The organism is Desulfogranum aggregans, assembly GCF_055398265.1.
This window is the reverse complement of the sequence record NZ_AP042447.1, coordinates 4,732,365-4,756,038: the sequence shown is the minus strand read 5'-3', so window position 1 is coordinate 4,756,038 and position 23,674 is coordinate 4,732,365. Positions and strand designations below refer to the sequence as shown.

The window sequence follows — 23,674 nt, the reverse complement described above, 5'->3', positions numbered from 1 at the left end:
GATTAGATTTAGCACTGCATTTCCCATCGAACAAAAGAGTTCCATTAAGTGGATACCTTTTACAGAGGAATGTTGCCGTGTTTTTTCGCCGGGTTGGTGTCACGCTTGGTACTGATGGTATTTAAAGCATTGATAATACGAGAGCGGGTTTCAGCCGGCTCAATAACATCATCAATGTAACCACGCTGAGCGGCACAGTAAGGATTCGAGAAGTTGGTGTTGTATTCCTGCTCTTTTTCCGCCAAAAATGCTGCCGGATCTTCTTCGTTCTTGGCCCCTCTTGCGTAAAGCACTTCAACGGCCCCTTTACTACCCATTACCGCAATCTCACCGGTAGGCCAGGAGTAGTTAATGTCACACCGGAGGTGCTTGGAGGACATAACACAGTAGGCTCCACCATAGGCTTTACGGGTAATAATGGTGATCTTAGGTACTGTTGCTTCACCAAATGCATACATCAGCTTAGCACCATTTGTAATAACCCCGCCAAATTCCTGATCGGTTCCAGGCAGGAAGCCGGGCACGTCGACAAAGGTAATGACAGGAATATTAAAACAGTCACAGAAACGAACAAAACGAGCACCTTTCTTTGATGCATCGATATCCAGTACGCCAGCGTAGTGAGCAGGCTGATTGGCTACGATACCGACAGACTTGCCACCATAGCGGGCGAAACCGACAATAATATTTGCTGCAAAATTTTCTTTGATTTCAAAGAACACACCGTTATCAACGGATTCTTTGATAACTTTCTTCATGTCGTACGCTGCATTCGGATTATCAGGGATAATCTCATTGAGCGCTTCACAGCGACGAGTTACTGGATCATCACACTCTTCTTCTGGTGGATCTTCCATGTTATTCTGCGGCAGGTAAGAGAGCAGGGTCTTGATATACCAGATTGCATCATCTTCATTTTCCGCACCATGGTCAGTAACACCGGATTTGGTGGTATGCATGGATGCACCACCAAGCTGTTCAACCGTTACATCTTCATTGAGCACCGTCTTAACAACCTTTGGACCGGTAAGGAACATGTAAGACTGTAACTTGACCTGGATGATAAAGTCGGTAAGCGCCGGAGAATATACCGCACCACCAGCACAGGGACCGAATACACCTGAAATCTGCGGTACAACACCGGAAGCTAGAATGTTTCTCAGGAAAATATCGGTATACCCGCGAAGAGCTTCAATACCTTCCTGGATACGGGCGCCACCTGAATCGTTGAGACCGATAACCGGGATACCATTCTTCATCCCGAGTTCCATGACCTTGACAATCTTTTCGGCAAGGGTCTCGGACAGGGAACCGGCAAGAACGGAGAAATCCTGTGCATAGATATACACAGGGCGACCATTGATCTTACCGCAACCGGTCACGATACCATCACCGGCAAACTTGATTTTTTCCATACCGAAGTTGACACATCGGTGCAGTTTAAAGCAATCGTACTCCTCGAAAGAACCGGGATCTACGAGTTGATTGATACGTTCACGCGCCGTTTTCTTTCCCTTGGCATGAATTTTATCAATCTTGTCTTGGCCGCCGCCGAGAAGGGCTTCCGCTCTGCGCTTTTTCAGCTCTTCTAATTTTTCTTTTGTTGTACTACTCATGCTGTCTCCTTGCTGCAGAATTCAGTGATGATTCCGTGCTTCAACTATGAGCACAAGGGTAGCGACCGGTATACCGGCCACTCCCCTCGCCTAAAAGGTAAATGAAAGGATCAGAAAACTTTTTTACAAAGCTCACCCATTTTGCCAAGGTTCTCGCAATGATGTACACCACTGGCCTTCATCGCTTCGATCTTGGCTTCAGCAGTACCTTTACCACCACTTACGATCGCACCGGCATGTCCCATACGACGACCCGGAGGAGCTGTAAGTCCAGCAATAAAGCCGACAACAGGCTTATCGGTGTTCTTCTGGATCCATTCGCAGGCATCCTCTTCCGCATTTCCACCGATCTCACCGATCATGACGATGGCTTTGGTTTCAGGATCCGCCTCGAACGCTTCCAGACAGTCAATGAAGTTGGTGCCGTTGATGGGGTCACCACCGATACCGATACAGGTTGTCTGACCAAAGCCGACGGAGGTCAGCTGATGAACCGCTTCGTATGTCAGGGTTCCGGAACGGGAAACAACACCAACATTGCCAGGCTTACCCATGGTGTTGGGCATAATGCCGATTTTACACTCTCCAGGGGTCATGATACCCGGACAGTTGGGACCGATCAGACGGGTGCCGGTTTTGGTTGCGAGATAGTTTTTCACCCGCATCATATCCATAACCGGGATACCTTCGGTGATGCAGACGACGAGCTCGATGCCGGCATCGGCCGCTTCCATGATGGCGTCGGCTGCGAATGGAGGTGGAACGAGAATCATGGATGCATTGGCATCGGATGCTGCTTTGGCTGCCTTTACGGAGTTGTAGATGGGCACATCGTCCATCTTCTGACCGCCTTTGCCTGGCGTAACACCGGCAACGACATTGGTTCCGTACGCAATACAGGATCTTGCATGAAACTGGCCTTCCTGGCCGGTAATACCTTGTACTAGTAATCGGGTGTCTTTATTTACGAAAACGCTCATTGTATTCCTCTATGAATCTGGTTGTTAATTCCGCTGAACTCGAGTTTTTCTTCACTCTCCGACTGCTCATTGTTCGGTTGGAGAGATAACGAAGAGCGCTCGCGATATCAGGCTACAAGTGCCGCAACCTTCTCAGCTGCGTCAGCAAGGTCAACAGCGTTGACAAGGTCAAGACCGGAGTCTGCAAGGATCTTGCGACCTTCTTCAACGTTGGTTCCTTCCATACGGACAACAACAGGTACGGAAAGCCCCAGTTTGGTAGCGGCCTGAACCACACCCTGTGCCAGGATATCACAGCGAAGGATACCACCAAAAACGTTAATCAGAATACCTTTGACGTTATCATCGCTCATGATGAGACGAAAACCGTTTTCAATGGCTTCGGCATTTGCTCCGCCTCCTACATCCAAGAAGTTGGCAGGAGAGGCACCCGCCATCTTGACGATATCCATGGTGGCCATGGCAAGACCTGCACCGTTGACGATGTTGCCAACGTTGCCGTCAAGGTTGATGTAATTGAGGCCATACTCGCTTGCTTCGAGTTCAATCGGATCCTCTTCGTCCGGATCGTGCATTTCTTTTACGTCAGCATGACGATACATGGAGTTGCCGTCCACGTCGATTTTGGCGTCAAGAGCAATGATGTCGTCTTCTTCGGTGATGATCAACGGATTGATTTCCAGCATGGAGCAATCGTAATCAACAAACAGGTTATAGAGGTTTTTCACCAGCGCGGACATCGGCTTCATCAGTTCCTTAGGCAGTTCGAGGCCGAAACATACCTGACGCATATGGAACGGTTGAATACCGGTTGCCGGGCTTATATTCACGGTGATGATGCGCTCGGGAGTTTTCTCTGCCACTTCCTCGATATCCATACCGCCGTCCTGACTGCAGACGATGGCAACAGATGCGGTCTCACGATCTGGAATAACTGAGAGGTAGAGTTCCTTCTTGATGGTGACACCCTGCTCAACCAACACCTTGTTTACTTTTTTGCCTTCTGCACCGGTCTGCTTGGTGACAAGGGTCATGCCGATAATGGCATCTGCTACTTCTTTGACTTCTTCTTTAGTTTTCGCAAGCTTAACGCCGCCGCCCTTGCCACGCCCACCAGCATGGACCTGAGCTTTTACGACTACCGGGAGTCCAAATTCGTCCGCAATTTTGTCAACTTCTTCTGTTGTGTAAGCGACCTTGCCATTAGGGGTCGGTACATTGTATTTTCGGAATAATTCCTTGGCCTGATACTCATGAATTTTCATAGACGCATCCTTTTGCGGAGTACCGTTCGTAATACGACGGCGGTCTCCTAGAGAAGTAAAGTTGTTCAACTACTAAAACCACTACACCATGTCTCGAGTGACGATCACTCGCTTTTTCGGGGATGGATGCGGCGTGCTACGATGCACAAGCCTGCGATCATGACAACGAACCGCCATTAACTTCCTGTGCAGCAGGTTCTCAAAAAGATGCAACATTTTCCCAACAGTTTGCAGGCGATGACAACGCCTTTGCGGCCGTTTGCGGTAGCGCATCAATGCGCACCACCACATAGTGGTCAAAAAAGCGGATCAACTCCGTAACTAACTGTTTTTTCAGAAAATATTGGATGCGAGAAAAACAGTGAAGATCTCTGCATGATGCAGAAACCCGGGGAATCCCACGTCTGTAGAGGCTCCTTACGACAGAGTGCCTCCCCCTACACAAACGCTCATTGTACCGCTGCCATATCCGAAAAAACCACTCAAAAACGCTCACCGCACAGGGCGAACGTGTTCCGAGTCAAGCGATCATTAAAGAATGACGTGGGAGAAAAAAAACAGAGACCTTATGGCAAGCGAAGAGAATCAACAAAACGTCTCCTTACCCTTATAACGTTTTGTATCGGACGTATCCAGTACGCTGAACCCCGTCTTCACCCCTCAAGATCGAATATTACGCCCAGCACAATCCTTACCAAAATCACTCAAAACTCAAGTTTTATAACAACATTCCGAAGTGCCAGTCAAGGGTTAAATAACGGAAGAGACTCCTTATAAGGCAATGGAGCTGAAAGCGCTGGAGATACGGGAGAGATATTCCTCAGCCCATCGGTATAAAATGCTGTCTACTCCTCAGACTCCTTTTTTCTCTGGGAGACATTATCGATGGAGATCTCGAGTGAGTCGAGAATAATGCCGGTATAGCGCTGCAGTCTGCCCTGAATGTAGCTGCGCAGCTCGTGAAGGCCACCGGCAAGGGTTTTCCCATACGGGACGGAAACAGAAAGTTGTATCCCATAGCCTAAGCGGGAACTTTTCACCTTTATTTTGCGCACTTCGACTTCACTGTCGTATTCGTCAATGCAATGAAGGATCATTTGCGTAAGCGCTGCTTCTGAAATTCGCACCCTGCCCGGCGTTTTTTCTTTTTCATCTGTATGGAAGTCTGGCTGGACCACAGATTTATCAAAAAAACGGGCCTTTTTCACTCCAGCGGAACTCCTGCCCCCTTTGAAAAAAATGCGAATGGAGTCAGAGAGGATCTGCGCGTAGTCCCTTTTGATTTCAATAGCCGGCACGGGAATTACATGCTTGCCCTCTTCGAACCGCGATTTGATGGCGTTCTCGATATCCTCCTTGCTGGCAATCTCCTCTATTTTGATAATCTGACTGATAGGAGGCAGTTCAAGGCGTTTGGCCATTCGCGCAACCATTTTATCGGAAGTGCCCAGCAGAAGGATTTTTTTCACTCGGTGTTTCTGAATGGCCTCCACCACCTGGTCGCGATGCACCGAATCGGTAAAAAGGGCTGTTTTGATGGCACTTATATAGTTCTTCTCCTGCTTGGCGGACCTGCCGGCGAGTATGGTCGTGTCATGAATCAGCAGACCGTCGTCAACGATGTAGGGGATGCCGATTTTCTCAGCCAACAGCTTGGCACGGAAACTTTTTCCGGTACCGCTTTTACCGACCAGCGCATACACGGAAATCCCCTGAAGCCGTCCCTTCACCTTATGGAAAAATTGATATATCTCCTTGCCGGTAAGGTATATCCACTGCTCTTGTTCTTTATTTTCTTTCTGGGCTGAAACAGTCATGGGCCTCTCTTTTCAAGGTCCGAGCTTATATATCCTGCAGGGCCGACAGTGGCCATGCGTTGTGCAGAGAATGCTGATGCGGCAGGAGACATGCTTCCTGCATATACCTTATCTATCAAAATAGGTGCCAATTCCTCGTGTTTTTACTCCTCCACCCACCAGGTATGGAGAAATTGCTCATAACTGTAATACAAAGGAAGGGTTTGCGGAAAACGCAGCCGTGCATCAAAGGCAAGCCGGTGATTGGCTAAATACCAGTTAGGCACCACATAGTATCCATACCAGAGGACCCTGTCAAGAGCCCGACACGCAGCAGTCAATTGCTCGCGGCTCCCGGCATAGATTACTTTATCGACCAGGTGGTCAACAACCCGATTATTCACCCCGGCAATGTTTCTCGACCCTTTGTGCTCGGCTGCCGCAGATGACCAGAAATCACGCTGCTCGTTTCCCGGTGATTGCGATTGACCGAACACCGCAACGGTCATATCAAAGTCGAAATTTTTTATCCTGTCAGTATATAGCGCAGGATCGATGGTACGATAAACCGCATCGATACCGAGTTTTTTCAAATTATTGACATAGGCCGCCATAACCCGTTCAAAAGCCGAGCTGGCAAGCAGTATTTCAAAGCGGAAAGGCTGATTGTCTGCATTGACCAACACTCCATTTTCCACACGCCACCCCACGTCGACAAGCATCTTTTTGGCTTTGCGCAGGTTGTTGCGCAGGCTGTCTGGCGGAGCGGTAGAGGGGGAGCTCAGTGGCGTCGTGAACACCTCCGGCGGCAATACCTCGCGAAAGGGTTCCAGCAATGCACGCTCCGCTTGACTCGGCAGCCCAGTGGCTGCCAGGTTTGAATTAGAGAAATAGGAGGTATTGCGGGTGTACTGATCATAAAAGAGCGCCTTGTTGGTCCACTCAAAATCAAACGCCAATCCAAGCGCCTGTCGGACCTCGCGTTCGGAGAAAAGCTCCTTTCTCGTGTTGAATACGAACCCCTGCATGCCGGCATTATTCTTATGAGGAAAGGTTTTTTTCACCAGCTCCCCACTGGAAAACCGTCGACCGACCAGGTCCCTTGCCCATTGCTTGGCAATATTGACATACATCACGTCAAATTCTCCTGCCTTGAACGCCTCTACACTGACCACCTGATCTTTGAAGTACTTGACGGTTATGGAGTCAAAGTTAAACATTCCAACCCTGGTTGGATGGTTACGGGCCCAATAATCGGGGTTTTTCTGGTAACGAATGGATTTCCCTGGATTGATCTCAGCAATTACATACGGCCCGGAACCGATCGGCGCCACCAGCCCCCCTTTTCCCTCCATCCTGTTGAATGGATGCTGTTCATAAAAACGCTTATTTAACACAGGCAGCTGGCCGGCTATCATGTGCAACTCCCTGTTGACCTGTGAAAAGGTGAAACGAATTTTCCCAGGCTCCAGAATCTCAGCCCCGCTTATGTCGCGCAGATACATTTGGTAGAATGGGTGGGCAGCATCACTTTTCAAGGTCTGCAGCGAAAAAGCCACATCTTCTGCAGTGATCGGGGTACCGTCGGAAAACCGCGCACGTTCATCAAGGGTGAAGGTCACCGATTTCCTGTCCTCGGCCAGGAAAATATCTTTGGCAACAAGTCCATATCCGGCAAAGGGTTCATCCAGACTGGAAACGGTAAGGGTCTCAAAAACATAGGATGAAAGCCCCAGAGGGGCCGCACCCTTGAGGGTGAACGGGTTGAGCTTATCAAAACTCCCCAGGTCATGGAGGATCAGGTGACCACCCTGGCGTGCTTCAGGAGAAGTATAATCAAATCGTTGAAAATCAGGAGGATATTTGAGTTCACCGTCAAGGCTCATACCATGCTCGGCCAAACCGGTCCCGGTTCCTGCTACAAGCAAATACCACAGCAGCACCGCACACCCCAGGGCACTCCTCGGGCATACAGACTGACGAATAGGGGAATGAGACATTACGTACTCCCTGAGTTCAATTGCATTCTGTTCTGTTGACTGGGCTTGCGGGGGCTGCCGCAGCCCGTTGTTGCCCTTCCATTGCCTCTCTTTACCACTTCCACCGGCGGAGGTGCCACACCTCCTACCTTACCCCTGAATCATTGACAACATGGAGTCTGCCTTAAACTTATTGTCTGTTCTTTCGCGAGACAAATGTACCTAACGATAAAACGCATACTCCCCTACCTGCCCTGGGCAGCGACCCCGCATCGGCGCACCTGCCCAGAGGGCATTCCTTCAATATAGTCCCGATCATTGTGAACCGTCCGATTACTCACGGCACCCTCCAATGGTACCGACAGCGCCGTCTGTCTTTACCTCACGCCTGCTCCGCTGGTGAACGCTTTCTGATGCAGGTCTTTATCTGTTACACAGTATACGCAATCAGACGGTTTCTGTACAGACAGCTCACCGTAAGGCATGGTTGTTTTACAGGAAAAAATTGACGAATTTTCAGTCTCTGTGTAATTACTGTTGCTCTATTACGCAACATCCACTGGGCCCGGCCTGCACCTTCAACGTTCGCGGGCACAGTTTTTTTCGCTATTCTTCCAGGAGATACACATGGGACAAACCATCACTGAAAAAATATTTGCCGCCCACAAACGGGACACTCCCACTCCAGACAACATGGTGCTGGATATTGACGTGATCATGTGCCATGAGATCACCACGCCCATAGCCATTATGGACCTCATGGAAAAGGGAATGGACCGGGTCTGTGATCCCAAAAAGATCAAGGCGGTCATTGACCACGTTACGCCGGCCAAAGACAGCAAGACCGCAACCCAGGGGAAAATCATGCGTGACTGGGCGCTGAGGCACGGCATCGAGGACTTCTTCGATGTCGGCCAAAACGGGGTATGCCATGCGCTGTTCCCAGAAAAAGGATTCATCCGCCCAGGCTATACCGTTATCATGGGTGATTCCCATACCTGCACTCACGGGGCATTCGGGGCATTTGCCGCCGGCGTGGGCACTACCGATCTGGAGGTAGGCATTCTTAAAGGCGTGTGCGCCTTCAGAGCCCCGCAGTCACTAAAAGTTGAAATCACCGGAACCCTGCAGCCGGGAGTGGTTGCCAAAGACATCATCCTCCGCATCATCAAGGAACTGTCTGTCAATGGGGCGACCGATATGGTGATGGAATTTTGCGGACCAGTGGTCGGCGAGATGAATATGTCGTCTCGGATGACTCTGTGCAACATGGCCGTAGAGGCCGGCGCTACCTCCGGCATATGCATGCCCGACGGGGAGACAGCCCGTTATCTCTGGCCGTTTATCCAGAACGAATATTCTTCCCAGGAAGAAGCGGTCAACGACTTTGCCCAATGGCACTCCGACCCTGATGCCCGCTACGCGGGGGAACTGCAGATTGACGTCACTGACCTGACGCCTCAGGCAACCTTTGGCTACCGGCCGGACAACGTAAAGGACATCGCCGAACTTGCCGGCACGAAAATCGATCAGGTCTATATCGGCAGCTGCACCAACGGCAGGATTGAGGATCTCCGTGAAGCGGCGGCCATTCTCCAGGGTAAAACCGTTGCTCCTGGTGTTCGCGGCATCCTGACGCCTGCGACACCGGCAATATATTCCCAGGCACTGGAAGAAGGGTTGATAAAAATATTCATGGACAGCGGCTTTTGCGTGCTCAACCCAACCTGCGGAGCCTGCCTTGGCATGAGCAGTGGCGTTCTTGCCGAAGGCGAGGTCTGTGCCTCAACAACAAATCGCAACTTCAACGGTCGCATGGGCAAAGGCGGAATGGTGCACCTGATGAGTCCGGCCAGTGCAGCAGCCGCAGCGGTAACAGGTGTTATCACCGATCCACGGGAGCTTGGGTAGTAACGACCACGATCACCAGTTGCCCCGAAACGACAGCGGCCTGTTCGCTCGCTGCTCGTTTACCAGATTGAGCCCGGTTATTTAATCGGGCAGAACTCCATCCTTTTCACCTCAATGAGGCATATGACTATGAAACGCTTTGGCGGCCAGGCAACCTTTATCGATCGAGATGATATCAACACCGACGAGATCATCCCGGCAAAATATCTGACGGAAATCACCAAGCAGGCCCTTAAACCGCACCTACTCGAAGACCTGCATCTCGAAAACCAACGTTTTGATCCCCATGCGAAAGAAATTGAGGATGCGGCAGTGCTCGTCACCCGTTCCAACTTCGGCTGCGGTTCATCTCGAGAACATGCCGTATGGGCTCTGGAGGTAAATGATATCAACCTTGTCATCGGCAGCAGCTTTGCCCGTATATTCAGGCAAAATATGTTCAACTGCGGCATTCTTGCCGTTGAACTGGGTCAAGCCGACCTGGATGCGCTTTTCGCCCTGCCGGGAACGGTAACGGTAACAGTTGACCTTGAACAGGAAAAACTGACAGCGGTCAGTGATGCGGAAGGCACTTCTGATCTGCACTGTTCCTTTACCCTCAACGCGTTCGATAAAAAACTGGTCGAGGCCGGCGGTTGGCTTACCTTTGCCGACAAAAATTATTGACCTGCACCAATTTCACTTACACTGCACAGCCCCAGCTCAAAACCGCTCATGAACACTCTTTTTTCCGATAGAATAGCAGATGTTCCCCAGTCGTTCATACGTGAAATACTCAAAGTCACTTTGGACGATTCCATCATCTCCTTTGCCGGAGGCCTGCCCAATCGCGACCTGTTTCCGGTAGAAGAGCTCAGGCAGGCGGCCGACCGGGTCTTCACCACCGCCGGAAGGGATGCACTGCAGTATGCCAGTTCCGAGGGATACCTCCCCCTTCGACAATATATCGCTTCAAGATACCGCGCCAAACAGGGACTGGATGTACCTCCGGAAAATATCCTTATCACCACCGGCTCCCAGCAGGGGCTCGATCTCTTGGGCAAGACCTTTATCAACAGTGGCGACGATGTGGTTATCGAGACCCCGGGCTACCTGGGGGCCATCCAGGCGTTTTCCCTTTATCGCCCTTGCTTTCATGAGGTCACAGTCACCGAAGAAGGAATGGATTGTGACGCGTTGGCTGCCGTTCTTGCCACCGCCAGCGCCAAACTGCTCTACACCGTACCCAACTTTCAGAATCCCGCAGGTATCTCTTACAGCCCCACCAATCGCAGGGAGGTAGCCGAATGTGTCGCAAGCTCCCAGTGCACACTTATCCAGGATGACCCCTACGGTGATCTTCGTTTTGCCGGCGCCCCGGGTGAAAATTTCCTGCGGCTGTTGCCGGAGCAATGCATTCTCCTTGGTTCTTTCTCCAAAACCATAGCCCCGTCCCTGCGAATAGGGTGGCTGGTTGCTCCGCCATCCAAAATGGAAAAACTTCTTATAGCCAAGCAGGCAGCGGATCTGCATACAGATGCGCTTGCTCAGCGCATCCTGTGCGAATACCTGAGAGAAAATGACCTGGATGCCCATGTGCAAAAAATTATTCGCGCCTACAGGAGCCAGAAAGAGGTCATGGTAGAAAGCATCCGCCAGTTTTTTCCGTCGGATGTGCGCTACACCAACCCCGATGGCGGCATGTTCCTCTGGATAACCTTGCCGGAAAAAATGTCCTCCATGACCCTCTTTCATCAGGCGCTGAAGGAAAAGGTCGCTTTTGTCCCAGGGACGCCCTTCTATCTTAACCGAGAGGACACCAACACCCTGCGTCTTAATTTCTCCTGCATGGACACGGAAACTATCCGCACCGGCATCAGGCGCCTGGGAAAAGCCATTGAACGGCTGAGCCGTTAAAAAAAAGCGCCCCCCCTTTATCCAAAGAGAGGGCGCTTTTACTCGCTTTCTTTTTTCCTCAACCTGCTTTTACAGGGAGACGGCTGCAAGGGCTTTTATCAGCTCCTCCTGTTCCTTGTTAAGTTGTTTGGGAATCTGAATGGCAATCTTCACGAGCAGGTCACCCCTTATGCCCCCCGGACCGCTGGGCAACCCATACCCCTTGATGCGCAACTTTGCTTCCTGCTGCACTCCAGAAGGCACCTTAACGTTGAATTTCTTGCCTTCCAGCGATTCCACCTCGATGGTTGTTCCAAGACACGCCTGACTAAACGGTATCCGCTTTTCCAGGATCAAGTCGTCACCGTTGCGCGTAAAAGATGGGTGATGCTCGACATTCACTTTCAGGTACAGATCCCCGGCAGGTCCGCCGCTGGGGGAGGGATTGCCCTTTCCGGAGAGACGCAGCCTTTTCCCGGCCTCGATCCCCTGGGGCACCTTTACCGTTACATTGCGGGGACGACCATTCTGACGCAGGCTGATAATCTTTTCCGCACCATTGAGCACGTCAGCCAACGAAATAGAGAGTTCAAAAGTCAGGTCCTGTCCTTTTACGGGCTGGGGAGCGCAGCCACCATTTGCGCACCCTCCCCGTCTGCCGGAATTAAAAAAAGTTTCAAAAGGGGTTCCTCCTTGCCGGGCCTGGTGAAATCCGCCGCCGCCAAAGGATGCACCTCCAAAGCCAAACTGCCGCAGGATATCATTGACATCAAACCCTCGAAAAATGTCTTCCTGGCTGTAGCGCTGCTGAAAACCCGTTGCCCCGAAGGTGTCGTACTGCTTCCTTTTTTCCGCATCAGAAAGCACTGCATAGGCTTCACTAATTTCCTTGAATTTTTTTTCTGCTTCAGCATTACCCGGATTCTTGTCCGGGTGATATTTCAGGGCAAGTTTTCGGTAGGCCTTTTTTATTTCATCGGCAGTGGCGGTTTTTGCCACTCCGAGTGTCGAATAGTACTCCATATCGTGTATTGACTCTATGTTCCTAAATGAATGTGTCGTGCTTAACCGTGCATGTTGATGGTGAAAATATAAGCCTGATGTCGAGATTGTCTATCGGGGATTAGTGGTCGAGTACATTCTTTGTACCACGCTGATATACGGTCAGCTCAGGGTGCAGATGTCTGTTCTTCAGACAATCGAGCAGGCGTGAACGGGTATTGCGTTCCTGGTTAAGGAGGATCACATACGGGTCGCCACTGGCAAAGTAACCGGCAAAATTATAGACACCTTGAAGCGTTCCGGTCTTGGCATGGACGCCTTTGTAGCTTCTGAACGACGATCTGTAGGGCGCGAAAACGCGCAGAATACGAAGCATGGTCCGTCCGGACACCCTGTTCTGCCTTGACAACCCGGCACCATCAACAATTGCCATCTGCCAGGTTCCCTCGTCGCTTAAGGCTGCGGCAAGCGTTGAGCGAACAGCACGTTCACCTTTTGCCCAGGTTGCCGGGTAACCGAAAACCTGAGCACCGCAGGTAAGAAACAACTGGTTGGCAATGAAGTTTGAGGAGTAGTGCAGCATACTCCTGACCACGGCGTCCAGTTTACGGGGGTTGCGGTAACGGAATAGGAGGGTCGCATCAGCCGGAACAGTCTTCAGGCCGCTGCCGTTGCTTATCGTTATTCCGGCAGCATTCATGAACGCCTGAAACAATTCGATGGCATAGCGACCGGCAACTGTTGCCGGTCGGCATCCCCCTGTACAGATGTTGAGCCGATACTTCCCCTGCCCCCTTCCTTTGGCCATTGCTTTCATCATGGGCAGAAAAGGCGTTTGCGGTTCGGCGGAGGCAACTGTACCACTGCTGCCGATGCGAAGCGGCAGACTGTTGAAATTAACCGCAGTAGCAGCAATCGGCGCATCGTAGGCATTATCGCTGTTGGTACTGCCGGGAGGCAGCCCATCCAGAGTAAACAGGGACTGGTCCACATACAGTCCATTGACATGGCGCAATCCCAGCGCCTGCAGCTCATTGACAATGGCGTTCACATCCTCAGAAAGCAGCAGGGGATCGCCACGTCCCTGTATATACAGTTCTCCTCCCTTGCCCAGATAAAACTCGGTCACGAACCGATAATCAGCTCCAAGTAAACGAAATGATGCCAATGCTGTGACAATTTTAATGAGACTTGCGGGAATATAGGCACTGTCAAGGTTACAGCCGGCAATGACGTTACCCTCCTGATCGGCAATGCCATAGCTGCCGTTGGTGATGAGTTCCGCATATTCCCGGCAGACACCGGAAAAGGCCAGCCTGGAACCAGAGAAAAACACCAGCCCCAGGCTCAGGAAAATCGCAAGCGAGACATTCCCCACCGATACCACCTACGCTCTTCCCTGTCACTCGACCTTGGGCAAGGTTGCAAGAGACTGGTCTATGGCGTCTTGAGGAAAGGCGTAATCATGCAGTTTACCAGTGAGATAATTGTCATAGGCAGCCATATCTATCAGTCCGTGTCCGGAAAAATTAAACAGGATGGTCTTAGGTTCCTCAGGGTCTTTCATGGCCTCGATAATCGCCCCACGTATGGCATGGGTCGTTTCCGGGGCAGGAATAATGCCCTCTGTCTTGGCGAACAGCACCCCGGCCTCGAAACATTCCAGCTGATGTACTGAGCGGGGAATGATGATGTCGTCTCTCACCAAAGCGGAAACGATGGGCGCCATCCCATGATACCTCAACCCGCCGGCATGAATGCCCGGCGGCATGAAATCATGCCCAAGGGTATACATATACAAAAGCGGAGTCATCATGGCGACATCGCCTGAGTCGTATGCCAGCTTGCCGCCCGTCATGGTGGGACAGGAAGCCGGTTCGTACCCGACAAACTCTATCTTCTTTCCTTCCAGGTAGTCCGGGATAAACGGCGCCAACAACCCTGCGAAATTTGATCCGCCACCACAGCAGCCGACTATGACATCCGGATATTCCCCGGCAATTTCCATCTGTTTCTTTGCCTCAAGCCCGATGATGGACTGGTGCAGCACCACGTGATTGAGAACCGATCCGAGTGCATAGTTGGTATCATCATGGGTAGCCGCATCTTCCAGGGCTTCGGAAATCGCAATCCCCAGTGAACCGTCGGAATCGGGTGCCTGGGCAAGGATCGCCCTGCCGGTTTGGGTGTCCTGGCTGGGACTGGCGACGATTTCTCCTCCATAGGTCTGCATGATGAACTTTCGGTATGGTTTCTGGTCGTAACTGACCCTGACCATGTACACCTTGCACTCCAGTCCGAATTTTGACGTAGCCAGAGAAAGCGCTGATCCCCACTGGCCCGCTCCGGTTTCAGTGGCCAATCGCTTTACGCCTTCGCGCATGTTGTAATAGGCTTGCGGCACGGCAGAATTAGGCTTGTGACTGCCCACAGGGGAAACGCCTTCATTCTTAAAAAAGATTTTCGCCTTTGTTCCGAGGGCCTCTTCAAGTTTCCTTGCCCGCACCAGGGGGGAGGGACGCCAGATCTTGTACACCTCCATCACCTCCTGGGGAATATCGATGAACCGTTCCTGGCTCATCTCCTGCTCCAGCAGCGACATCGGAAAAACCGCTGAAAGCTTTTCCGGTCCCATGGGCTCAAGGGTTTCCGGGTCTAGAGGCGGCTGCAGCCCATTGGGAATATCCGGAACTACATTATACCATCTGGTCGGCATCTCATCTTCACGCAGGACAACCTTCTTCATGACGTCTCCTTAGTATGAAAGTATCCAGAATCAGTGACCACGCAGAAGCGGATTCCTCACTGATTCTTGAGTATGAACGGAATGAAAAATGGGGCTTGCCGACTCCTGGTCAACGCGGTTGCGTTTGCCTGCAGATCGTTTTCCCACCGACCGACGCGCGGCAACACAACGACGGCATCCGCCAATGCAGAAGGCAAATGTACAACATGGTCAGCAATTTCTCAAGCCGGGGTCTCGATTTCCTCCACCGCCTGCTTGCACACCCGGGCGAGCAGCGCCACGTCAGGGGATAACCCCAAACCGTGCTCAAGAATCTCTCTGGGATTAGTTCCTGCCCGACCGTGGTAATGCAGCAGATCCACCCTCAGCCTGGAATCCTGCACCTCCATCAATGCCACCAGGGGACGCAGATCCAATTCTCTTCGCCGCCGCTTGCGCACGCGCTCGACCACCACCCGATCCCTGGCAAGAAAGCTGCTGACCCGCTGCCGGAGCTCCCCTCCACTCACACCCTGCACGATAATGGTATAGGTAGCGCGGCAACTCGCCTGATACACCTTTTTCTCCTGCACAATACTTCGTATTTCCATGGCCGGAGGCAGCTGCCTGTTTAACTCATCCACTGCCTGGGAGAGCGAACCAAGCGGGGCACCAAGTTCAACGAAAAAATATTCGGCCTGACTTTCGATCCCAACCGGAAGGGCCGGGCTGAAAGAAACCTTGGGTGAGGGATTAAACCCTTTGGAGAAAAGCACCGGCCATCCTGTTCGTTGGAGTGCACGAAAAAGCAGCTGTAATATTTCCAGGTGCCCGTAAAATCTGCTGTCCCCAAGGCGGGAGTAATGAACCCGGTAGATAAATGGCTGTTCAGGACCATCCAGCCTCCGGCGTGCTTGTCTCGGTTTGCCAGAGATGTTCTCAGTCGGCCCGGTGTATACCCGGGGCATGACCTGTTTGAAATCACACAGACCACATTGTCTGCACCCGGTGTTCCTGCAGTCTTCGGTGTAGCTTTGCTGTTTGGCCAGGGTCAGTTCCTGTTCAAGGAAATGCCGATCAACCCCACTGTGCAGATGATCCCAGGGCAGGACCTCTTCCAGGCTGCGGGCCCGCAAGTACTGATCGAGATTGATGCCGCACTCGGCAGCGGCTGCCTGCCATTGTTCAAGATCGAAATGTTCAGACCACCCATCAAGACGAGCCCCCATTTGCCAGGCCTGCTCAATAACCTCGGCCAGCCGCCGATCACCACGGGAAAAAACGCCTTCCAGGTAGGATTGATCGGGCTCATGCCACTTGAGGGCAAACCCCTTGCGTGGGAGGATCTCCTTGAGCCGATTAATTTTTTCCCGCGACTGCTCACGCGATATCTGCTCTTCCCACTGAAAAGGCGTGTGGGGCTTGGGTACGAAGGTACCTATACTGACATTAATGTTTACCTTTTTCCTTCTCCCTTCATCGGCCTCCAATCTGGCTTTTTTTGCAAGCTCGACAATGGCTTCAACGTCTTCGTCATTTTCGGTGGGGAGTCCGATCATGAAATAGAATTTTATCAGGTTCCACCCCAGAGCAAAGGCATCTCTACAGGTGGCAAGGAGGTCTGCTTCGGTAATACCCTTGTTGATCACCTCGCGCAATCTATCGGTTCCGGCTTCCGGTGCGACGGTAAACCCGGTCTTCCGTACCCGCTTAATCTGATCCATAATTTCCGGAGTCAGGGTACCGACCCGCATGGACGGCATGGAAACAGATACATATTCTTCGGCAAATCGATCCATGAGAACGGTCATCAGGCTTCCCAGGCAGGAGTAGTCTCCAGTGGACAGGGAAAGCAGCGCCACTTCATCAAAACCGCTGTTCCTGATGCCGGCTTCAGCCATGGCAAGAATATCTTCCGGAGAACGCTCGCGAACGGGCCGATAGGTCATACCGGCCTGACAAAATCGGCATCCGCGGGTGCAGCCCCGTGCAATTTCCAGTGCCAGCCGATCATGTACCGGTTTGACGATCGGCACCAAGGGTTTTTCGAAAAGTGCAGGGGACTGCATAGACGGCAGCACCCTCCGCTGAACCGAGGTATAGTCACGTTGCAGCGGCTCTACCCGCTGAAGGGTATCGCCCTGATAGTGCGGCTGAAACAACCCAGGGACATACACTCCTGGAACCCGAATGCACTCCTGCAGTACCGCCTCACGATCATCTCCTCGCTTCCGGCAACGGAGCAACACTTCTGTCAACTCCTCTACTACTTCTTCTCCGTCCCCCAGGACCACGACATCGAAAAAATCTGCCACCGGCTCAGGATTGAACGCACCGGCACCTCCACCAACAACCAGCGGATAACGGGCATCACGATCCCTGGAATAAAACGGTATGCCGGCCAGGTCAAGGGCGGTCAGGATGTTGGTGTAACACAATTCGTATGGCAGGGTAATCCCGACGACATCATACGCACCAACAGGACGTCGCTGCTCCAGGGAAAAGAGAGGAATACCTGTCCCTCTCAACTGCTCTTCCATATCGATATCAGGAATGAAGCATCGATGGGCAAGCGCATCGTCCCGTCGGTTGAGAATATGATAGAGAATTTGCAGTCCCTGGTGCGACATACCAATCTCATAGAGATCTGGAAAGAGTAGACAATAATGCAGCTGCTCAGGCAACCAGGGCTTGTCGACTGCATTGATTTCTCCACCGATATACCTCCCCGGTTTACGAACCAGGGGAAGAATCTGTTCAACGTTAACCTGTTTATTCATTGACATTATAACTTTTATAGGCTGTAATTCCTCTACCTCGCAAAAGGGAGAAACAAAGAAAAGGGAGCTATCCTAGTTGATTTATAGTGCACAACCGAATGCAGAACGACGTCACCTGACTATGATTATGAATATTTTTTATGCCTTCATCGTTCTCTGCTGCTGCCTTGTTCCGGCATCCCCCCAGAGTGCAACTGCAGCGGACAAACAGCTGCTCACGAGCATTGATTACCTCTACCTGTCATCAAGCGCAGACCAGGTCACCTTCAAACTCACCGGTCCCTATAGTCCAAAAGTATTCACATTAAAAGGTGAAAAGCCCAGGGTGGTCTTTGATTTCCCCAATGTCTTTCCAACCGGCACCATTGACCAAGTGGCGACCCTGAATGGCCCTATCATTCAACGTATCCGGGTTGGGGTGCACAAGGGAGATGCTCCGAAGACCAGGGTGGTTTTTGATTTGGCAACCTCGGACCAAATCTTTCTCGATCAACAATGGGCGTCAAAGGGGTCCGACCTGGTTGTTACTGTTTCCACCAGCCCATTTGAGGAAAAGGCCCTACAGGCAACAGCCACACCCGCTGCGACGAGTCCGCAACCTCAGTCTTCTCCAGCCCCTGAAAAAGCAACGACGCAACCTGTAGCTGCCCAACAGGCTGCAGTTCCTGCCTCACCAACAGTTCCCGACTCACCTCCATCGGCTGAAGCCGCCCCACAGCAGCGACAGGCCGAGGACAATCAGAGGAAGCAATCTGCCGGGCCATTACTGAAAAAAATATCTTTCGATACTTCTTCAGACAAAGGGGAAATGGTTCTCTTTGAGCTCAACGGCTTTTATCCGCCCATCGTTCGCGGGGTCGAAGAAGGGCTCCCCAGAGCTGTGTGCGATTTTTCCAACACGCGTTTAGCAGATGGCGTCAACAGCATCAACAATGTCCAAGGGAAATATGTCAAGGCAATCAGGGTAGGCAAACATACAGAACCGGACAAGATCAGAGTAGTGCTTGACCTGGAGCCGAACAACAATTACGACCTCCAGCAGGTGTTTTTCAAGGAGGAAAACCTTTTTGTTATTATCGTCAACACCATCACTCCTCCCACCCCTGAAAAGGGATAGCAATAGGTCATGGGAGTTCCACCACGTCAAAATGGGGCGGTGATGGAGGCGGGGAAAACACCCCGGACGCAAGCACATCAACACCATGTACGTGCTGCACTTCCAGGGATACCGTTCCCTTGACCTGGTCACCGGAGACAGTCATTCGCTGCGGCCAACGGTAGGGGCCTTGGGCGAGGGAAAGATAGTTTTCATACACGACTTCCACTGCCGCCACACCTGAACGATCAAGCAGCAGATAGCGCCTTAGGAGCGCCTCTTCACGGTCAAGCAGCAACCGATGCTCCACCTCTGCGCCCCTCTCCTTGAAGCGATACCAGATTTCGCCCTTTTCAGCGGTGCGTCCGACTCCGACGTACTCCAATTCCCTGGTACGAAGATGTCCTCCCAGCAGAGGAATCATCCCCTGTGGCTTTAATGATTCCGGAACATACCTGCTCCAAGTCTTCGAACCAGTCCGCCCATGATAAACGGTCGCGGAACCAATGTCTGTTGCTGTAAAATTCTGCCCGTCGGCAACCAGTATCATCACCGGGCGGCCAAGCGGATCAAGGAGCGTTAAACGAAGCGATGCGGGAGGAGCAAGCTGCAGGGTTCCATCCACATTGCCGCTCTTGGTCCAGGCCGACCAACGCAGATGAATATCCGCGTCAACCGCGCGTGGCTGAGCATGCTCCTTATATCGCGCCAACAGTCGGTCTGCAAAATCTCGGCTCACACTGTCAAGGGGCTGGAGAGGGACGACCTTGGGACCGCACCCCCACAGGCACAGCATCAGCAGCACCCCGGCCACACTTCGCTCAACCCACCGCTGCATCATTGTCTTTGTTGTAGGCGATCCATTTTTTCCTGGACCTTATCCCGCTCTTCCGATTGGTCGTCAAAAAGCTCCACCGCTCGCATATAGGCACGTATCGCTTTGTCTTCCTCAGCATTTGCAGCATAGGCATCACCTAAGTGATCGTAAATTGCTGGATCGTCGGGCGACAGGGTCACCGCTTTTTCCAGCTCCTCGATCGCCCGACGGATGTCACCCATTCGAAAGTAGACCCAGCCTAGGCTGTCACGAATATAGCCGTTATCAGGCTGAAGCTCCACGGCCTTGCGGATGTACTCCAAGGCCTGTTCCAGATTGGTTCCATCATCGGCCCAGGTGTAACCGACAAAATTCAACGCAGCTGCATGCTCGGGATTGAGGCGTATCACTTCCTGCATCATTTTGAGCGCAGCAGTACGATCGCCAGTATTCTCGTGAAAAATACCGTATTCATACAACAGGACATCACTCTCTGGAAAGGCGGCTATACCCCGCCGATATGTCACCGCAACCTGTTGTTGGTCTCCCTCTATTTCATACAGGGCGGCAAGGACGGCAAACAACTCCGCTGAACGGACTTCAGGCCGGTCAACCATGTTCTCCATCAGTTCCACAGCGTCTTTGATGCGATCTAGTTGCTGATAAACATGGACCTTGAGCAACAACGCATCGGTTCCATACTGATCAGGCAACGGTATCTGCTCCAGCTGATAAAGAGCCTGCGGATATTTTTTCTCTCGTGCATACAGTTGCCCGAGAAGATATCTCGCCTCGGCCAGCTCCTCCACGGTAAGAATCCTTTCCAGCAGGACAGCCGCCTCGGAAAATTGTTCCTGCTGCATAAGAACCCTTGCCAAGGTCAGGTCAACCCGCCAGGGATATTCGGAAACAGTTCGCAAAGTCTCCAAAACCTGTACGGCCATCTCCTTGTTGTCGGTCAACTGGTAGAGATGAAACAGGGCAACCAGTGCATCCCTGTCTCCCCGGTCCCGGTCAAGAATCTGCTGGTAGGCTGCTGTTGCCTCGGCATATTGATGTTCACGCAGATGCAGCTTACCGATCTCCATCATTATTTCAGCAGACCATTGCTCACGTACTACTCGGGTATAATGCAGAATTGCCTGCTGATTATTCTCCAGACGCTGGTTAATCCTAGCCAGCAGCAGATGAGCACGCAGCGTCCCGGTTGCCATGTCCAGTACGGGTGCAACAGTAACCTTGGCCTGCTCATACTGCTTGCTGGAATAATATACCTCGCCAAGGAGTAACCTGGGGACAGGACTTTCCGGAAAACGATCGATCATGGAGGTGTACTGCTGGATGGCCTGCTCCCTTTTATTCTGCCGTAAAAAGGCCCTGGCAAGCAGTTGCCACATTTCCAGGCTGTTCGGTGTCTCTGCCAGGTAGGTCTCTAGCAAGGCAATTGCCTCTTCATAACGCTCCATTCGGAGGAGCAGCAGAGGAATTTTATTGCGGATAGAGTCCCCGCCGGGATCACAGATAAGCGCCTTTTCATAAGCGGCAAGAGCTTCGGGAAAGCGGAGATTCAATTCCGCATAGCGTCCCCAGAGATAATAAAAGTAGGCACACCCGTAATCCGCCTCCTCCACTTCCGGCTGTTCGGGAGTCGTCCCGCTAGACGAAACTGAACGGCCAATGGACGAGCATCCTGCCTGCAGCAACAGCAACAGCATGCAGAGTCCGCAGAAAAATGTTCGGAAAATACCAGCGCCCATCAGCTCATGCATGCTCCTGGCAGCGATTTATCCGTTGATCAACCGTTTTCCTGATCTGCTGCTCAACTTCCTCGAACGATCCTGAGGCATCGATACGCACGATTGCCGGATCATCAAAAGCGGAGAAAAGCGCTGCAACCTTTGCCAGCTGCTCAGCACGCTCAAAATCATTGAGCGTTTCCTGCCGCTGCTCCCGGATCCGACGCAGACTGCTTTCAATATCCAGGGTAAGCAAAAGGACCAGGTCAGGGACAGGGGCAAAACGATTGCGCCGGAATATCTCTTGGGGATCAGCACCCCTCGCTCCTTGATAGGCAGCAGTGGAGTAGTAATATCTATCGGTAACAACCACCGCTCCCCGACTGAGTGCCGGTTGGATGCAATCAGCGACATGCTCCCGCCTGTCGGCGATAAACAGTTCCAGTTCCTCCTCAGGGCTCGCCGCCTGCCGATTGGTATATAATGCCCGGATTCGTTGACCATAGGGGCCATCTGTGGGTTCCCTGGTGACGACCACCTCCATTCCTTTCGCCTGCAGATACGCCCCAAGAGATTGAACCTGGCTGGTCTTTCCGGTTCCGTCTATTCCTTCAATTGCAATCAACATTATTATCCCTGTCTCTGTTGGAACCTGCGGCGATGACCGACAATTTCATCTGCCATGTCCATAGCAGCAGTCAGACTCCGTGGATCAGCCTTCCACCTGCCTGCGATATCATAGGCCGTGCCATGATCAACAGAGGTTCGAACCAGTGGCAAGCCCAGGGTCACATTCACCCCATCCTCAAAATGGAGGAGCTTGAAAGGAATTAACCCCTGATCGTGATACATGGCAACAACCGCATCGAAATGCCCTGCAGCAGCCATATGGAAAACAGTATCAGGCGGCCAGGGTCCCGTCACCTCTGCCAGATTTCTACTTGCCTCCACCGCTGGTGCGATGATGTGCTGCTCCTGATCGCCAAACATATTTTTTTCTCCGCCATGAGGGTTTAAGGCAGCAACGGCAACACGAGGACGGCTCATCCCAAAATCACGCGTCAGCGCGTCGACGGTCATGGCAATACAATCGATGACAGAGGATTGGGTTAGCAGCGATGGCACCTTCTCCAGGGGCTCATGGATTGTCACGAGTATCACTTTCAAACGAGACCCGGCCATCATCATTCGGTATCGGCTGGTGCCGGTCAGGCTGGCCAACATCTCCGTATGACCAGGAAAAGGGTAACCGGCAAGGTGTAAACTATACTTGGAGATGGGGCAGGTAACCAGGGCCGAGGTATGTCCATCCAGGGTTAGCCGAACAGCTGCTTCGATATACTGTGCAGTAGCCGCACCGGTTGACTGATCGGGTTGCCCCCATCGCGCAGAATCATAGCGGAGTTGCGATACCGAAAATACCGGCACGACGCCGCTGGGAAATCTATCGCCTGGTTTCCACACACGAAATTCCGCAGTGACGCCCATGTCCCTCGCCGTCCCGGCAAGGATATGCGGATCGCCCACCACGACAATCCGTTGCTGCTGCGGGCGCTTGTTTCCGGTCACACAGCGGACAACCAACTCGGGCCCGATGCCTACCGGGCACCCCATGGTAAGAGCGAGCGGCTGAGTTGGCCTCCGAGGCGGGCCGTCATAGGTCTTCATAGTGACGTACTTTCAAATGCATTGGGAATATGGTGAACCGTGGAATCCCCGCCAGAAGCAAGGTGTACTGATATGACATCAAAACGGGCAGGACTTGTGCAGAGATCATGGCGCACGAGATACTCCTCAGCAATGCGCGTCAACTTTCGCTGTTTTCTGTAATCCACCGCTTCGTATCCTTTACCAAAGATGGTTGAAGAGCGGGTCTTCACCTCGACAAACACCAACGTATCACCATCACGGGCAACAATATCCACTTCTCCGCAGCGCTTCCGATAATTTTGGGCAAGGATGGCATACCCTTGACGGCGCAAAAATTCAGCAGCAATCCTCTCTCCCCGACGACCGAAGTGGGTGGTGTTCAGCTTTGATCGTAAAAATTTCATACTGCACCCTCTGATCTGGGATGGTATGCAGCAACGGCTGAG

At 52.1% G+C, this 23,674-nt stretch carries 18 protein-coding genes; 4 read left to right on the top strand and 14 right to left on the bottom strand.

Going from position 1 to position 23,674, the window contains the following annotated elements; genetic code table 11:
* Positions 1 to 59: 59 nt before the first annotated feature.
* From ACZ52Z_RS20780 to ACZ52Z_RS20760, 5 genes are all read right to left on the bottom strand, one after another.
* Positions 60 to 1,616 carry an acyl-CoA carboxylase subunit beta gene (locus ACZ52Z_RS20780; protein ID WP_464268684.1) on the bottom strand — a complete coding sequence of 519 codons (1,557 nt, stop codon included), beginning with the start codon at positions 1,614 to 1,616 and terminating at the stop codon, positions 60 to 62.
* Positions 1,617 to 1,726: 110 nt separating this feature from the next.
* Positions 1,727 to 2,596 (bottom strand): succinate--CoA ligase subunit alpha, encoded by an 870-nt coding sequence (sucD, locus tag ACZ52Z_RS20775; protein WP_464268683.1) that lies wholly within the window; start codon positions 2,594 to 2,596, stop codon positions 1,727 to 1,729.
* A 107-nt stretch (positions 2,597 to 2,703) separates the two neighbouring features.
* A complete protein-coding gene (gene sucC / locus ACZ52Z_RS20770) occupies positions 2,704 to 3,861 on the bottom strand; it encodes an ADP-forming succinate--CoA ligase subunit beta (protein WP_464268682.1) in 1,158 nt (385 codons plus the stop codon).
* An 845-nt stretch (positions 3,862 to 4,706) separates the two neighbouring features.
* The gene (locus ACZ52Z_RS20765; protein WP_464268681.1) at positions 4,707 to 5,678 is read right to left on the bottom strand and encodes a nucleoside/nucleotide kinase family protein; all 972 of its coding nucleotides are present in this window, start codon (positions 5,676 to 5,678) and stop codon (positions 4,707 to 4,709) included.
* A gap of 143 nt (positions 5,679 to 5,821) precedes the next feature.
* Entirely contained in the window at positions 5,822 to 7,657 is a 1,836-nt protein-coding gene (locus ACZ52Z_RS20760; RefSeq protein WP_464268680.1) for an extracellular solute-binding protein, read from the bottom strand.
* A gap of 606 nt (positions 7,658 to 8,263) precedes the next feature.
* Here ACZ52Z_RS20760 and ACZ52Z_RS20755 point away from each other — a divergent pair.
* The 3 genes from ACZ52Z_RS20755 to ACZ52Z_RS20745 all read left to right on the top strand — a co-directional run bounded on the left by ACZ52Z_RS20755 (position 8,264) and on the right by ACZ52Z_RS20745 (position 11,443).
* Positions 8,264 to 9,547 carry a 3-isopropylmalate dehydratase large subunit gene (locus tag ACZ52Z_RS20755; RefSeq protein ID WP_464268679.1) on the top strand — a complete coding sequence of 428 codons (1,284 nt, stop codon included), beginning with the start codon at positions 8,264 to 8,266 and terminating at the stop codon, positions 9,545 to 9,547.
* 129 nt (positions 9,548 to 9,676) lie between these two features.
* On the top strand, positions 9,677 to 10,213 hold the full coding sequence (locus ACZ52Z_RS20750; RefSeq protein ID WP_464270831.1) for a 3-isopropylmalate dehydratase small subunit: 537 nt from the start codon (positions 9,677 to 9,679) through the stop codon (positions 10,211 to 10,213).
* A gap of 48 nt (positions 10,214 to 10,261) precedes the next feature.
* Positions 10,262 to 11,443: an aminotransferase-like domain-containing protein gene (locus ACZ52Z_RS20745; protein ID WP_464268678.1), complete on the top strand. Its 1,182-nt coding sequence runs from the start codon at positions 10,262 to 10,264 to the stop codon at positions 11,441 to 11,443.
* Positions 11,444 to 11,512: 69 nt separating this feature from the next.
* Here the strand turns inward: ACZ52Z_RS20745 and ACZ52Z_RS20740 are convergent, their stop codons facing one another.
* From ACZ52Z_RS20740 to ACZ52Z_RS20725, 4 genes are all read right to left on the bottom strand, one after another.
* On the bottom strand, positions 11,513 to 12,445 hold the full coding sequence (locus ACZ52Z_RS20740; protein WP_464268677.1) for a DnaJ C-terminal domain-containing protein: 933 nt from the start codon (positions 12,443 to 12,445) through the stop codon (positions 11,513 to 11,515).
* Positions 12,446 to 12,545: 100 nt separating this feature from the next.
* Positions 12,546 to 13,802 carry a D-alanyl-D-alanine carboxypeptidase/D-alanyl-D-alanine-endopeptidase gene (locus ACZ52Z_RS20735; RefSeq protein ID WP_464268676.1) on the bottom strand — a complete coding sequence of 419 codons (1,257 nt, stop codon included), beginning with the start codon at positions 13,800 to 13,802 and terminating at the stop codon, positions 12,546 to 12,548.
* Between the two features lie 24 nt (positions 13,803 to 13,826).
* Positions 13,827 to 15,170: a TrpB-like pyridoxal phosphate-dependent enzyme gene (locus tag ACZ52Z_RS20730; RefSeq protein WP_464268675.1), complete on the bottom strand. Its 1,344-nt coding sequence runs from the start codon at positions 15,168 to 15,170 to the stop codon at positions 13,827 to 13,829.
* Positions 15,171 to 15,391: 221 nt separating this feature from the next.
* On the bottom strand, positions 15,392 to 17,929 hold the full coding sequence (locus ACZ52Z_RS20725; protein WP_464268674.1) for a TIGR03960 family B12-binding radical SAM protein: 2,538 nt from the start codon (positions 17,927 to 17,929) through the stop codon (positions 15,392 to 15,394).
* Between the two features lie 127 nt (positions 17,930 to 18,056).
* Here ACZ52Z_RS20725 and ACZ52Z_RS20720 point away from each other — a divergent pair, with 127 nt between their 5' ends.
* A complete protein-coding gene (locus ACZ52Z_RS20720) occupies positions 18,057 to 19,046 on the top strand; it encodes an AMIN domain-containing protein (RefSeq protein WP_464268673.1) in 990 nt (329 codons plus the stop codon).
* A gap of 7 nt (positions 19,047 to 19,053) precedes the next feature.
* On the opposite strand, the gene ACZ52Z_RS20715 is transcribed toward ACZ52Z_RS20720, so the two are convergent.
* The 5 genes from ACZ52Z_RS20715 to ACZ52Z_RS20695 are packed head-to-tail and all read right to left on the bottom strand — an operon-like array spanning position 19,054 to position 23,632.
* Positions 19,054 to 19,866: a hypothetical protein gene (locus ACZ52Z_RS20715; RefSeq protein ID WP_464268672.1), complete on the bottom strand. Its 813-nt coding sequence runs from the start codon at positions 19,864 to 19,866 to the stop codon at positions 19,054 to 19,056.
* Positions 19,863 to 21,611, bottom strand: a complete 1,749-nt coding sequence (locus ACZ52Z_RS20710) for a tetratricopeptide repeat protein (RefSeq protein ID WP_464268671.1) — start codon at positions 21,609 to 21,611, stop codon at positions 19,863 to 19,865. The genes ACZ52Z_RS20715 and ACZ52Z_RS20710 overlap by 4 nt, the downstream gene beginning before the upstream one ends.
* The gene (tmk, locus tag ACZ52Z_RS20705; protein ID WP_464268670.1) at positions 21,604 to 22,206 is read right to left on the bottom strand and encodes a dTMP kinase; all 603 of its coding nucleotides are present in this window, start codon (positions 22,204 to 22,206) and stop codon (positions 21,604 to 21,606) included. The genes ACZ52Z_RS20710 and tmk overlap by 8 nt, the downstream gene beginning before the upstream one ends.
* 2 nt (positions 22,207 to 22,208) lie before the next feature.
* The gene (gene pdxA / locus ACZ52Z_RS20700; protein WP_464268669.1) at positions 22,209 to 23,246 is read right to left on the bottom strand and encodes a 4-hydroxythreonine-4-phosphate dehydrogenase PdxA; all 1,038 of its coding nucleotides are present in this window, start codon (positions 23,244 to 23,246) and stop codon (positions 22,209 to 22,211) included.
* On the bottom strand, positions 23,243 to 23,632 hold the full coding sequence (locus tag ACZ52Z_RS20695; RefSeq protein WP_464268668.1) for a YraN family protein: 390 nt from the start codon (positions 23,630 to 23,632) through the stop codon (positions 23,243 to 23,245). The genes pdxA and ACZ52Z_RS20695 overlap by 4 nt, the downstream gene beginning before the upstream one ends.
* Positions 23,633 to 23,674: the final 42 nt, after the last annotated feature.